Source organism: Actinobacillus genomosp. 1, assembly GCF_029774175.1.
Taxonomy (GTDB): domain Bacteria; phylum Pseudomonadota; class Gammaproteobacteria; order Enterobacterales; family Pasteurellaceae; genus Actinobacillus.
In genome coordinates this window covers 622,683-636,981 of sequence record NZ_CP103834.1, presented here as the reverse complement: position 1 = coordinate 636,981, position 14,299 = coordinate 622,683, and the positions used below count along the sequence as shown (strand labels likewise).

The 14,299-nt window shown below is 41.0% G+C and carries 12 protein-coding genes; 6 read left to right on the top strand and 6 right to left on the bottom strand.

From position 1 onward, the window contains the following. The first annotated feature begins 293 nt into the window (after positions 1-293). The 4 genes from pnp (at position 294) to tadA (ending at position 6,134) form a co-directional block, all read left to right on the top strand. Positions 294-2,441, top strand: coding sequence for a polyribonucleotide nucleotidyltransferase (gene pnp / locus NYR63_RS02995; RefSeq protein WP_279458117.1), 2,148 nt, complete (start codon positions 294-296; stop codon positions 2,439-2,441). Positions 2,442-2,504: 63 nt separating this feature from the next. Beyond that, on the top strand, positions 2,505-3,446 hold the full coding sequence (gene nlpI / locus NYR63_RS02990; protein ID WP_347710237.1) for a lipoprotein NlpI: 942 nt from the start codon (positions 2,505-2,507) through the stop codon (positions 3,444-3,446). Positions 3,447-3,665: 219 nt separating this feature from the next. Further along, complete coding sequence (locus NYR63_RS02985) at positions 3,666-5,525, top strand: DEAD/DEAH box helicase (RefSeq protein ID WP_279458116.1); 1,860 nt, start codon at positions 3,666-3,668, stop codon at positions 5,523-5,525. Between the two features lie 84 nt (positions 5,526-5,609). Then, complete coding sequence (gene tadA, locus NYR63_RS02980; RefSeq protein ID WP_279458528.1) at positions 5,610-6,134, top strand: tRNA adenosine(34) deaminase TadA; 525 nt, start codon at positions 5,610-5,612, stop codon at positions 6,132-6,134. 81 nt (positions 6,135-6,215) lie between these two features. Here tadA and pdxT read toward each other — a convergent pair whose 3' ends face one another. Together pdxT and pdxS are read right to left on the bottom strand one after the other, a co-directional pair. Beyond that, complete coding sequence (gene pdxT, locus NYR63_RS02975; RefSeq protein WP_279458115.1) at positions 6,216-6,791, bottom strand: pyridoxal 5'-phosphate synthase glutaminase subunit PdxT; 576 nt, start codon at positions 6,789-6,791, stop codon at positions 6,216-6,218. Then, positions 6,791-7,678, bottom strand: a complete 888-nt coding sequence (pdxS, locus tag NYR63_RS02970; protein ID WP_279458114.1) for a pyridoxal 5'-phosphate synthase lyase subunit PdxS — start codon at positions 7,676-7,678, stop codon at positions 6,791-6,793. The genes pdxT and pdxS overlap by 1 nt, the downstream gene beginning before the upstream one ends. A gap of 87 nt (positions 7,679-7,765) precedes the next feature. Between pdxS and NYR63_RS02965 the strand changes: the two genes are divergently transcribed. Next, positions 7,766-9,166 (top strand): PLP-dependent aminotransferase family protein, encoded by a 1,401-nt coding sequence (locus NYR63_RS02965; protein WP_279458113.1) that lies wholly within the window; start codon positions 7,766-7,768, stop codon positions 9,164-9,166. Between the two features lie 76 nt (positions 9,167-9,242). Here NYR63_RS02965 and frr read toward each other — a convergent pair whose 3' ends face one another. Together frr and pyrH are read right to left on the bottom strand one after the other, a co-directional pair. Continuing rightward, a complete protein-coding gene (gene frr / locus NYR63_RS02960) occupies positions 9,243-9,800 on the bottom strand; it encodes a ribosome recycling factor (protein WP_005596791.1) in 558 nt (185 codons plus the stop codon). A 193-nt stretch (positions 9,801-9,993) separates the two neighbouring features. Further along, positions 9,994-10,707 carry a UMP kinase gene (gene pyrH / locus NYR63_RS02955; protein ID WP_279458112.1) on the bottom strand — a complete coding sequence of 238 codons (714 nt, stop codon included), beginning with the start codon at positions 10,705-10,707 and terminating at the stop codon, positions 9,994-9,996. 111 nt (positions 10,708-10,818) lie between these two features. On the opposite strand from pyrH, the gene NYR63_RS02950 reads away from it, so the two are divergent. Continuing rightward, a complete protein-coding gene (locus tag NYR63_RS02950; RefSeq protein WP_279458111.1) occupies positions 10,819-12,372 on the top strand; it encodes a phosphoethanolamine transferase in 1,554 nt (517 codons plus the stop codon). Between the two features lie 127 nt (positions 12,373-12,499). On the opposite strand, the gene tsf is transcribed toward NYR63_RS02950, so the two are convergent. Continuing rightward, entirely contained in the window at positions 12,500-13,351 is an 852-nt protein-coding gene (gene tsf / locus NYR63_RS02945) for a translation elongation factor Ts (RefSeq protein ID WP_005596783.1), read from the bottom strand. A 95-nt stretch (positions 13,352-13,446) separates the two neighbouring features. Further along, positions 13,447-14,163 carry a 30S ribosomal protein S2 gene (gene rpsB / locus NYR63_RS02940; RefSeq protein WP_005596781.1) on the bottom strand — a complete coding sequence of 239 codons (717 nt, stop codon included), beginning with the start codon at positions 14,161-14,163 and terminating at the stop codon, positions 13,447-13,449. Between the last annotated feature and the right edge of the window lie 136 nt (positions 14,164-14,299).

Sequence of the window (14,299 nt, the reverse complement as noted above, 5' to 3'; positions counted from 1 at the left end):
TTTTGCAAATTATTTAGTAAAAAAGACCGTTTATTTTCTATGATTTATGGATATCTGTCCACCTCAAAAAAGCTAAGCGGTCTGATTTTGTAAAAATCTTACAAGCTCTAAAATAATAGGCGATTTTCTATAAAACTTTCTGTATAATAGATTCGTTTTGTTTCTTATTTTTAGAGAGGCGGCTATCAAAAATTTTCTGCTAAATAAAATCAAATTGATTAGAGAATTTTTGCTAGTCGCAATTTAAAGAAATAAAACAAATATAAAGTAATAAAATTAATAGGAATGTCAAAATGAATCCAATTGTTAAACAATTTAAATACGGTCAGCATACCGTAACCTTAGAAACAGGTGCTATCGCACGTCAAGCAACGGCAGCCGTTATGGCGAGCATGGACGATACAACCGTATTCGTAACCGTTGTGGCCAAAAAAGATGTCAAAGAAGGTCAAGACTTTTTCCCTTTAACAGTTGATTACCAAGAACGTACTTATGCGGCAGGTCGTATTCCGGGCGGTTTCTTCAAACGTGAAGGTCGTCCGTCAGAAGGCGAAACATTAATCGCTCGTTTAATCGACCGTCCTGTGCGTCCGCTTTTCCCAGAAGGTTTCTTTAACGAAATTCAAGTGATTGCTACGGTTGTTTCGGTGAATCCGCAAATCAGCCCGGATTTAGTGGCAATGATTGGTGCTTCCGCCGCACTTTCATTATCAGGCGTACCGTTCAACGGCCCTATCGGTGCTGCTCGTGTCGGTTTTATCAATGATCAATTCGTATTAAACCCGACCACTTCAGAACAAAAAATCAGTCGCTTAGACCTTGTAGTAGCAGGGACGGATAAAGCGGTATTAATGGTTGAATCGGAAGCGGATATTCTTTCTGAAGAACAAATGTTATCCGCAGTCGTATTCGGTCATCAGCAACAACAAGTAGTAATTGAAAACATCAAAGAATTCGTAAAAGAAGCGGGCAAACCACGTTGGGATTGGGTTGCACCGGAACCGAATACTGCATTAATCAATCAAGTAAAAGCGTTAGCGGAAGCTCGTATCGGCGATGCGTATCGTATTACAGAAAAACAAGCGCGTTACGAACAAATTGATGCAATTAAAGCGGATGTTATCGCACAATTAACCGCACAAGACGAAACTGTTTCGGAAGGTGCGATTATCGATATTATTACCGCATTAGAAAGTTCTATTGTTCGCGGTCGTATCATTGCCGGCGAGCCGCGTATTGACGGTCGTACGGTAGATACCGTTCGCGCATTAGACATTTGCACCGGCGTATTACCTCGTACGCACGGTTCTGCAATCTTCACCCGTGGTGAAACGCAAGCATTAGCGGTTGCAACCTTAGGCACTGAGCGCGATGCACAAATTATTGACGAATTAACCGGCGAGAAATCGGACCGTTTCTTATTCCACTATAACTTCCCTCCGTACTCTGTCGGTGAAACGGGTCGTATCGGTTCGCCGAAACGTCGTGAAATCGGCCACGGTCGTTTAGCAAAACGCGGTGTGTTAGCGGTAATGCCGACTGCGGAAGAGTTTCCGTATGTAGTTCGTGTGGTATCTGAAATTACCGAATCAAACGGTTCGTCTTCAATGGCTTCCGTATGTGGTGCTTCTTTAGCGTTAATGGATGCCGGCGTGCCTATTAAAGCGGCGGTTGCGGGTATCGCAATGGGCTTAGTGAAAGAAGAAGAAAAATTCGTAGTACTTTCGGATATCTTAGGTGATGAAGACCACTTAGGCGATATGGACTTTAAAGTAGCCGGTACGCGTGAAGGTGTTACCGCACTTCAAATGGACATTAAAATCGAAGGTATCACACCGGAAATTATGCAAATCGCATTAAATCAAGCAAAAGGTGCGCGTATGCACATTTTAAGCGTGATGGAACAAGCGATTCCTGCACCTCGTGCAGACATTTCTGATTTTGCGCCTCGTATCCATACGATGAAAATTGATCCGAAGAAAATCAAAGACGTTATCGGTAAAGGCGGTGCGGTAATTCGTGCATTAACCGAAGAAACCGGTACTTCGATTGATATTGATGACGACGGTACGGTTAAAATTGCCGCAACCGATAACAATGCGGCAAAAGCAGTAATGGCTCGTATCGAAGACATCGTGGCTGAAGTTGAAGTGAACGCAATCTACAAAGGTAAAGTTACACGTGTCGTTGATTTCGGCGCCTTTGTTTCTATCTTAGGTGGCAAAGAAGGCTTAGTGCATATTTCACAAATTACGAATGAACGTGTTGAACGTGTAGCCGATTACTTAAGCGTAGGTCAAGAAGTGACTGTGAAAGTAGTTGAGATCGATCGTCAAAACCGTATTCGTTTAACAATGAAAGATATTAATAACGATACCCCTGTTGCCGAAAACGTAGCTGAAGAAGCGGAAGTTTCATCAGAACCACAAACTGAGATTTAATGACAGAATATCTACCTTCCATTGCGTGAAGGTAGATATATTTTCTCAAAGGCTACTTACCTAATGTTTTTACTGATTTTTAAAGTGTTTCATCTTCGCTTCTTGATGCTTAATCTTTTGGCGTTACTATTTCTGACCGGTTGTATCAGCCGTCACTCGTCGGAAATGGTTTCTTCCAATCGTTTAGCTTTAGCCGAATTAAACCCTCAATTACGCTTTGAACAAGAAGTAATGGTAGTTCGTTTAACGCAAGTACTACAAGAAGCCAAATTAAATCCGGACGAACGTGCCGCTCTTCACTTTGAACGCGGTGTACTCTATGACAGTCTAGGGCTTTGGTCGCTTGCACGCTATGATTTTACTCAAGCTATCGGATTGAACCAGAAAATGGTTGCCGCTTATAACTATATGGGGCTATATCTGTTACTTGAAGATGATTATGACAGTGCGATTGATGCCTTTAATGCGGTATTGGAATTAGATCCGAACTATAATTATACCTATCTTAATCGCGGGTTAGCTTTTTATTATAGCGGTCGTTATTCTGAAGCCGAGCGTGATTTATTACGCTTTTATGAAGCGGAAAAACAAGATCCATACCGAACATTATGGTTATATTTCAATGAGTTGGAACTTAAACCTACAGAAGCAAAAAACAACTTAATTACGCGTGCTAAAACGCTTTCTCCGGAATTTTGGGGAACAAATGTTGTACATTATTTCTTAGGGGACTTAACTCTAGGCGAACTTCGTGCTAGAATGGATGCAGAAGCACAACCTAATACTGCTTCTTATGCAGAAATTTTAACTGAAACATATTTTTATTTAGCAAAACAAAAACTCAAATTAAATAAAACGGATGAAGCGACCACGCTTTTCCGTCTCTCTCTTGCAAATCAAGTGTTTAACTTTGTTGAGTATCGTTTTGCCCTATTTGAACTCTCTCAGCTCCGTGGCGGTAGCAATGTAGTAGTTCAAGATGATCCCGTTGTTGGGAAAAATTAGGACGAATGAAGCGGTCTAATTTTACGATTTTTTTGTAAAACAGACCGCTTATACTCTTGGGACAATTTGTTAAAAGCATTTGATATTGCTTCTTTATTTCATTTTTTCTTTCCTAAATACTCAACAATTTCTATCAATTGATGATGGATATGGACGAATAAATATATTTTTTATATTTATTCGAAATAGTCTATTGTCTATTATTATTTATGGTTTTTTATGACAACTAATTCTTTAACTTTCGCAGACCTTGGTCTTCCACAATCTATTCTTGATGCAGTAAATGATATGGGGTTTGTAAACCCATCGCCGATTCAACAAGAAACAATCCCTCATTTATTAGCCGGTCGCGACGTACTCGGTATGGCTCAAACCGGTAGCGGTAAAACAGCGGCATTCTCTTTACCGTTGTTGGCGCAAATTGATTCATCTAAACGTCATCCGCAAATGTTAGTAATGGCACCGACTCGTGAACTTGCAATTCAAGTGGCGGATGCGTGCGAACAATTTACTAAAAATATGAAAGGTATTAATGTTGTTACCGTTTACGGCGGTCAGCGTTATGACATTCAATTACGTGCATTAAAACAAGGCTCGCAAGTTGTCGTCGGTACACCTGGTCGTATTCTTGACCATATTCGTCGCGGCACATTAGACCTTTCCGCCCTTCAATCTATCGTATTGGATGAAGCGGACGAAATGCTTCGTATGGGCTTTATTGACGATGTTGAAACCGTGATGGCGGAATTACCGGAAAATCACCAAACCGCATTATTTTCCGCAACCATGCCGGAGCCGATTCGTCGCATTACTCGCCGTTTTATGAAAGATCCGCAAGAAGTCAAAATTCAGGCGACCCAACGTTCTGCGCCAGATATTACACAAAGCTACTGGTTAGTAAACGGTTTCCGTAAAAACGATGCGTTATTACGTTTCCTAGAAGTGGAAGAATTTGATGCAGCAATCATCTTTACTCGTACGAAAACCGGCACAATCGATATTACCGAATTATGTGAGCGTAACGGTTATCGTACGGCAGCATTAAACGGCGATATGACTCAGCAAGCTCGTGAGCAAACGTTAGATAAATTAAAATCCGGTCGTTTGGATATTCTTGTTGCAACTGATGTGGCAGCTCGTGGTTTAGACGTTGAGCGTATTAGTCTTGTAATCAACTATGATATTCCGTTAGATTCGGAATCTTACGTGCACCGTATCGGTCGTACCGGTCGTGCAGGTCGTTCAGGTCGTGCATTATTATTCGTAGAACCGCGTGAACGCCGTTTATTACGTAATATCGAACATCTAATGAAAAAACCGATTGATGAAGTTCCGATTCCAAATCATGAAATTCTAATGCAAAAACGTCGTGAGAAATTCAAAGCACGTGTTTCTAAACAATTAGAGCATCATGATTTAGAAAAATATCGTGAATTACTTGAGGATTTATTCACTGCAGACCAAGATCATGAAGAATTGGCGGCCGCGATGATGATGATGCTTCAAGATAAACAAAAACTGATTCTTCCACCGGATCCTGAAGTTCGTGCGGCACGTAGCGAACGCGGACGCAGAGATCGTGACGATAGCCGTGGTGGACGTGATGAACGCCGTGGCGGTCGAGAACATCGTGAAAATAACGGTGTAGCGATGGATTTATACCGTATCGAATTAGGCCGTGAAGACGGTGTTGAAGTACGTCATATCGTAGGTGCTATCGCTAACGAAGGCGATATTAGCAGCCGTTATATCGGTCATATTAAATTACACGATAATTACTCTACCATTGAGTTACCTCAAGGTATGCCGAACCACATCGTGCAACACTTTGCTCAAAAAGCACGCGTATTAAACAAACAAATGCAAATGTCTTTATTAGGCCCTGCTGGCGGTGTAAACAGCCAACCGTTTGAAGAACGCCGTGGTGGCGGTCGCCGTAACGATAGAAATGATCGTAATGACCGTCGTGGAGATCGTGGCGGCCGTTCTGACCGTCGTGAAGGTGGCTTTAACGACCGTAAAAAAGGCGGTTTTAAAGAAAAACGTTTTGCCGACAAAGGTCGTAGTCGCCGCGACTAATTCATATTATTAACTAAATGCCCCATTTTTTGGGGCATTTTGCTATTAAGTCAAGCGGTTAAATTTTCACTACTTTTTACTATTATGTTTATCAAACCTCAAACGACTCAATGTTCTCTCGCTATTTCGGCACAGGATATTCACTTTATGCAATATGCATTGCAATTAGCTGATCGTGCGGAAGCAATCGGTGAAATTCCGGTTGGTGCGGTGCTAGTCGATAGCAAAGGGAAGATTATCGGCGAAGGTTGGAATCAAGTAATTCAACTTTCCGATCCCAGTGCACATGCGGAAATGCTCGCTATTCGCCAAGCAGGTAAGGAACAAAATAACTATCGTTTGCTAGATTGCACACTGTATGTTACGTTAGAACCCTGTACTATGTGTGCCGGAGCGATTTTACATAGCCGTTTACATCGCTTAGTTTTCGGTGCGAGCGATTATAAAACCGGTGCTATCGGCTCGAGATTTCATCTGTTTGAAGATTATAAGATGAATCACTTTCTTGAGATTCGAGGCGGAGTATTAGCGAAAGATTGCAGCCAAAAAATCAGCCGATTTTTTCAACGCCGCCGCCAAGAACAAAAGCAGCAAAAACAAGCGGTCTAATTTTCCGCATTTTTTGCAAATATTTATCGCTAAAAATGAAGAAGGACACCTATACGGTGTCCCGAGTGCCAACAAACTACTCTAGCTTTTAATCTGTTGTAACAACAATGCCATAATACGGTTATCTGAAGTTAATTCCGGATGAAATGCACAAGCCAGTAAATTACCTTGTTTGGCAAAGACAATCTTGCCCTGCCATTCCGCCAATACTTCCACCTCATTTCCGACCGCACTTATATAAGGCGCACGAATAAAAACCGCCGGAAAGGGTTCGGCAAATCCTTTAACCATTAATTCCGTTTGGAAACTATCAACCTGTCGCCCAAAAGCATTACGTTGAACTTGAATATCCATTTTCGCCAAATGAGGCTGCTCGTTGCCTTCAAGTTTATTCGCTAATAGAATCAATCCGGCGCAAGTACCCAAGATAGGTTTATCAAATGATTGTAATGCCTGAAATAAACCGCTTGAATGTATTAAACGTTTCATTGCGGTACTTTCGCCACCGGGTAACACAAGTGCATCAACTTGCTGCAATTCGGTTAATGTTTTTACCATAATGGCTTTTGCACCCAGTGTCTCTATTTGAGCAATGTGTTCTGAAACTGCCCCCTGAAGTGCCAATACGCCTACGGTATATTTTGTATAATCTTTCATTACCAACCACGCTCTTGCATACGATCTTGTGCCGCTAATTTGCTGATCTCTAGACCTCTCATCGGTTCGCCTAAATCCTCCGAAAGGCGAGCGATTAAGTCATAATCTTGATAATGAGTGGTAGCTTGTACAATCGCTTTTGCAAACTTTTCCGGATTTTCGGATTTAAAAATCCCTGACCCGACAAATACACCGTCTGCACCGAGTTCCATCATCAATGCGGCATCTGCCGGTGTAGCAATTCCGCCCGCCGCAAAATTCACCACCGGTAATTTGCCTAGCGTTTTGATTTGTAGCAATAATTCAAACGGCGCGGCTAATTGTTTTGCCTCGGTCATCAATTCGTCATGGCTCATATTAATCACTTTGCGTAATTGCGCATTAACCTTGCGTAAATGGCGCACCGCTTCCACTACATTGCCCGTTCCCGGTTCGCCTTTAGTGCGTAGCATTGAAGCACCTTCACCAATTCGGCGCAGAGCCTCGCCTAAATCTCGGCAACCACACACGAAAGGTACGGTATAGTCACTTTTTAATAAGTGAAACTCTTCATCTACCGGCGTTAATACCTCACTTTCGTCGATATAATCTACGCTCATTGCTTCCAGCACTCTTGCCTCAACAATATGTCCGATACGGGCTTTTGCCATTACCGGAATGGACACCGCTTCCATCACTTCACGCACAATCGTCGGATTCGCCATTCTTGCTACCCCGCCGGCCGCGCGAATATCGGAAGGTACACGTTCCAATGCCATCACCGCAACCGCACCGGCAGCTTCTGCGATACGAGCTTGTTCCGCATTCACTACATCCATGATGACCCCGCCTTTTTGCATTTGAGCCATTCCACGTTTAACCAGATCCGAACCTAACATTTTAGCCATATTAATTTCCTTATTATTGATGTGAAAAACGGTGGCTATTTTTATTTCAAACAGATATGATTAAAAGCATCAATTTAATAAATATTAATGAGGTCAGAAGTGAAAAAATTGAGCTATCTACTCAATAAGCAGCAAACTACACCGCTTTATTTACAGCTTTATCAGCAAATTAAGCGGTCTATTTATAGCCAAGAATTGCAACTTGGCGATAAATTACCGTCTAAACGGCACCTCTGCGAACACTTACAAATCAGCCAAAATACGGTGGAAAGTGCCTATGCACAGTTATTAGCTGAAGGTTATATTGAATCTAAGCCTCGCAGCGGTTTCTTTGTCTGTTTTCAGGCAGAGTTGGCTTATCCGCATGCTAATGTCGTAAAAAATTTTGTAAATCCGACCGCTTGTACCGAATATGAAATTGATTTCAACCCGAATAAAATCGATAGCCAATCTTTTCCGTTTAATCGTTGGAAAAAATGTGCGAATTGGGCAAATAAAGATTTTTTAAATATGGGCGATAAGCAAGGCGATCTCAATTTACGTCAGCAAATCTCTCAATATTTATTGGCTTCTCGCGGAGTGAACTGCGAGCCGGAGCAAATCGTGATCGGGGCGGGTGTAGAAAGCTGCTTACAACAATTAATTCTATTATTTCAACAGCTCAATCCGGCGATGAATTGGGCGATGGAATCCTACGGTTATCCTACGGTAGAAAAATTACTGCATCTCTATCAAAAGCCGATTTTTAAAATGCCGTTCAGCTCGGAAAATTATCAGCTGGATATACCTTTCTTGGAACAGAACCAAATTAACGTGGCATATCTGACTCCCTCACATTTATATCCGTTCAGTCATATTTTAACCATCGGACAACGCCAGCAGTTACTCGAATGGGTGGCAGCACAAGACGGACGTTATATTATTGAAGACGACTACGACAGTGAGTTCCGCTATACCGGTAAACCGATTCCCTCGTTACAAAGTTTAGACCGACAAGATAAAGTGATCTATTTAGGATCATTTTCCAAATTGCTTATGCCCTCACTGCGGATTACATTTTTAGTGTTACCTCGCAATTTATTGTGCGAATATCAGCGATATTGTGAATTTTTTAATGCCTCGGTTTCTCGCTTGGAACAGCAAAGGTTAGCTAAATTTATTCAATCCGGTGAATTTGAAAAGCATATTAATCGAATGCGTAAAGTGTACCGCCGTAAAATGGAATTATTGTGTGAGCTACTCTCACCCTATACTAAAAAGATTAAATATTACGGTGAACATTCCGGCTTCTATTTGCTGATCGAATTATTAAACGAAACCAGAACATTAGATCAATTAGTCGAACTGGCAAAAGTGCAGAAAATGAAGGTCTATCCGATTCATCATCAGCAACGCAGATTATTTAGTTTAGGCTTCGGACATTTGTCGGAAGAACAGCTTCGGAAGGGGTTGGATAAGTTATTGCATTGTTGGGATATTGCTCGCTAATAAGCGGTCAAATTTAGCGATTTTTTTGCAAAAATAAAGGCACGTAATACATGCCTTTTTCTTCATTCGGTCTAAATTAGAAATCTAATAATTCTTTTTCTTTTGCCGCTAATACTTCATCAACTTTTTTCACATAACCGTCAGTGATTTTTTGGATTTCATCTTGTGCTTTACGCTCTTCGTCTTCACTGATTTCTTTGTCTTTTAATAACGCTTTGATTTGGTCATTTGCATCACGACGTACGTTACGGATTGCAATTTTACCTTGTTCGCCTTCGCCTTTTACGATTTTGATTAAATCACGACGACGTTCTTCCGTTAATGGCGGAAGCGGAACACGGATTGTTGCACCGGCTGATGAAGGGTTTAAACCTAAATCGGAAGTTAAAATCGCTTTTTCTACCGCACTGATTAAAGAACGGTCAAATACGTTTACCGCTAAGGTGCGTGCATCTTCCGCCACCACGTTCGCTAATTGACGAAGCGGTGTTGCAGAACCGTAGTATTCTACTTGGATACCGTCTAAAAGGCTCGGCTGCGCACGACCGGTACGAATTTTAGAAATATGGCTTTTTAACGCTTCCAGGCTCTTTTCCATACGGTCTTGCGTATCTTTTTTAATTTCGTTGATCATTTGTTGTTCCTTTCAATATTTGAGTCAATAAACCATTCAATTCTACCTAAATCCCTTTCATTTTCATAGTCCTAACGCTAAATTTCTCATTTGGTTAAATTAACGTAGCGGATAATAAGCAATAAAAAACGGTCCGTTTTCTTTATTTGCAAATCATTAAAGAAAACGAACCGCTTGTGATATATTCGGATAATTAAGAAATAATCGTACCTTCAGTTGTACCGGTTACCACTTGTTTTAATGCACCCGGTTTTACCATATTGAATACACGAATCGGCATACCGTGGTCACGTGCTAACGTAAATGCCGCTAAGTCCATAACTTGTAATTCTTGATCAATCACTTCCGCATAAGTTAATTGATTATAAAGTTTCGCATCGGCAAATTTAGCCGGATCTTTATCATATACGCCATCAACTTTCGTCGCTTTTAATACGATATCCGCTTCGATTTCAATCCCGCGTAAACAAGCTGCGGAATCCGTAGTAAAGAACGGGCTACCTGTACCGGCAGAGAAAATTACCACACGTTTTTCACGTAACATTTTAATTGCTTCGGACCAGTTATAAGTATCGCAAATACCGTTTAATTGGAACGCAGACATTAATTTTGCATTTACATCCGCACGGTGTAACGCATCACGCATTGCTAAACCGTTCATTACGGTTGCCAACATACCCATATGGTCGCCCACAACACGGTTCATACCCGCTTTCGCTAATTTTGCGCCACGGAATAAGTTACCGCCACCAAGTACCACACCGACTTCCACACCCATTTCAATCAATTCTTTAATTTCTAATGCCATACGATCCAAAATCGACGGATCAATACCGAAGCCCTCATCACCTTGTAATGCTTCGCCGCTTAATTTTAATAAAATACGTTTATAGATTGGATTACTCATCTTAATTGCCTCTTAATGCTGTATGGACTAAAAACAAAATTACGTTATTATAGACCATCCTATTTAAACAGGAAATAAATAAGAAATCATATTTATAATTTGGAATAAAAAATGATACAAAAATTAACAAAGCAACAAATAATTTATGCCGTAATTGCCGTAATATTGGCAACATTTTCCGGCTATGTAATGCTGAAAGGCTCGGGATTTTTCCCCTCTCCCAATTTAGCCGAAACACTGTTTTCCGTGATACTGATTATTGCGTTGGGCAGCTCTAAGCTCTCTTTTTACGGCTTATTATTGCCTATTGTAATCGGTTACGCCCTTTACACCCCGATTGGTTTATCTTTCGGCGCACCTTCTTATCAATATATCGCGTCTTTATTCGCCACCGATTTATTGGAAGGGAGAGAATTTTTATCGCAATTACCCGTTACAAACTATTTACTGGCCGTCGGAATGCTAATTTCGGTAATTTTATTCCGAACAATTACCAAGAAATATCAGATAAACTTTTTGGATAATCGTACATTTATCATCTGTTCGCTCGTTATCTCATTATTTAGCCTTGCACCGTTCAAGTTCTTTCACGAATTTTTTAACGAAAGTATGAAAGTGAAAGAAGAATTGGAGGCGTTAAATAACAATACGGAAATTCCTTCCGAGTGGGGAACTTCAACCCTTTCCGCCGATTCGAAATATGACGATTATGTACTGGTAATCGGCGAAAGCGCGCGTAAAGATTATCATCACGCTTACGGTTATCCCGTTAAAAATACGCCGTTTATGAGTAATGCGAAAGGCACATTAATTGACGGATTCACCGCCGGCGGCACCAATACAATCGCTTCGCTCAAATTATTATTGACTAAGCCGAATACGCAAACTTGGGAAGGCAATTACCGCTTAAATTTGGTTGAGCTAGTCAAATCCGCCGGGATTAAAACTTACTGGATCTCTAATCAAGGCTATTTGGGACGTTTTGACACACCGATTTCTTCATTGGCAAATAAAAGCGATGAGAAAATCTTTCTAAAAACGGGCGATTCGTTTAGCCAGAATATTAGTGATTTCGCTTTATTACCGAAATTTAATCAGATCGTTTCACAAAACGCTCAAGGTAAACGCTTTATTGTAGTACATCTGTACGGTTCACACCCGATTACCTGTGATCGCCTTACCGATTATCCGAAAATCTTTGATGATGCGAAAATTGCGCAAAAGTATCACAACGTGAACTGCTATCTTTCTTCGATGAAGAAAACCGATGAATTACTGGAAAAACTGTATAACGAGTTAAATCAAAATAAAGCAAAAACAGGTAGAAGTTTCTCTATGGTATATTTTTCCGATCACGGCTTAATTCATAGTGAAGACGATAAAGGTATTCATATTTTAAATACTGCACAAGGCAAACTGCACTTTGACGTGCCGTTATTTAAAATTTCAAGCGATGATACCGAACGCCACGTTTATAAAGTGTTTAAATCCGGTTTAAACTTTACCGACGGTATCGGCAAATGGATTGGTATTACTAATGAGAAATTAAATCCGCAAGCGGATTTATTCAGTAATCAAAGTGATAAAGACGACTACGGATTAAAGCAAGTGATCGAGAAGATTCCGGCAAAAGCCGATCCGGCGATTGTGATTCCGATTAAATAAGTGCGGCAAACACGACAAGCGGTTATTTTTAGTATGCTATTTGCAAAAATCCGAAGAAAAATGACCGCTTGCATAGCACAGACAGAAAAAAAGCAGGCTAATGCCTGCTTTTTTATTAAATTGAGAATTAAGCGTTACCGCCGGTGATTTTAGCAACTTCCGCTGCGAAATCTTCTTCAACTTTCTCAATACCTTCACCAACTTCTAAACGGATGAAGTTAGTTACTTTCGTATTTACAGATTTTAAGTAGTCGCCTACTGATTGTGAAGGATCCATTACGAACGCTTGACCTGTTAATGAAACTTCACCGGTGAATTTCTTCATACGACCTTCAACCATTTTCTCTGCGATTTCTTTCGGTTTACCGGAGTTGATTGCGATGTCGATTTGGATTTGACGTTCGTGTTCAACAACTTCTGCAGAAACGTCTTCAGGATTTACGAATTCAGGACGGCTTGCTGCAACGTGCATTGCAACTTTTTTCAATTCTTCGTCCGAACCTTCACCCGCTACTAATACACCGATTTTCGCACCGTGTAAGTATTGTGCAATTACTTGACCGTCTAAGTATTGAACACGACGAATGTTCATGTTCTCACCGATTTTAGCCACTAACGCCGCACGTTTTTCTTCGAATTGTGCTGCTAATGTTTCAATCGTTGTACCTTTGTTTGCTAATGCGAAATCAGCAACTTCGTTTGCTAAACCTAAGAAACCGGCATCTTTAGCTACGAAGTCTGTTTCACAGTTCATTTCAACTAATACGCCGAAGCCTGCGCCGATACGAGCTAAGATAACGCCTTCAGCCGCTACACGACCCGCTTTCTTAGCCGCTTTAGCTTGACCTGATTTACGCATGTTGTCGATTGCTAATTCGATATCACCGTTTGCTTCCACTAACGCTTTTTTACATTCCATCATACCTGCGCCAGTACGTTCACGAAGTTCTTTTACGAGTGATGCTGTGATTTCAGCCATTTTGTATTCCTCTAAGGTTAAATTAGATAAGAAAAGCAGGAGGATAAAAATCGCCCCTGCTCTAAAGTGATTTAAGGGCTATGCCTTAACAATGATTATTCAGCTGTCGCTTCTAACTCAGCTTCAACGTTTGAACCGCGACCTTCTTTAACTGCTGCTGACGCTGCGTCTAAGTAAAGTTGGATTGCACGTGTTGCATCATCGTTACCCGGAATGATGTAATTAACGCCGTCCGGAGTAGAGTTGGTATCAACGATAGCAAATACTGGAATACCTAAGTTGTTTGCTTCTTTGATTGCGATATGCTCGTGGTCGGCACCGATAACGAAAATCGCATCAGGAAGACCAGCCATATCTTTGATACCGCCTAAGCTTAACTCTAATTTTTCTAACTCACGAGTACGCATTAACGCTTCTTTTTTAGTGATTTTGTCAAAAGTACCGTCTTGAGTTTGAGTTTCTAAATCTTTTAAACGTTTGATTGACTGACGAACTGTTTTCCAGTTAGTTAGCATACCACCTAACCAACGGTGGTTTACGTAGAATTGTTGGCAATCTACTGCTGCTGCTTTAACCGCTTCAGACGCTGCACGTTTTGTACCTACGAATAAAATTTTACCGTTGTTGCTTGAAATGCGAGTTAATTCCGCTAAAGCTTCGTTGAATAAAGGTAAAGTTTTTTCTAAGTTGATTACGTGAACACCGTTACGCGCACCGAAAATGAATGGTTTCATTTTTGGGTTCCAGTAACGAGTTTGGTGACCATAGTGAACGCCCGCGTTAAGCATATCGCGCATAGAAACTTGTGCCATAAGAATTTTCCTTAAATGTTGTTTGCTTTGTCACTTATGAAAGACAAAGCGGGGTTTAGCCTCCACATATCCTAATAAATCAACCACTTACGTAGCACCCCGATCATTAGCTTGCGATATGTGTGTGTTTTAGTGT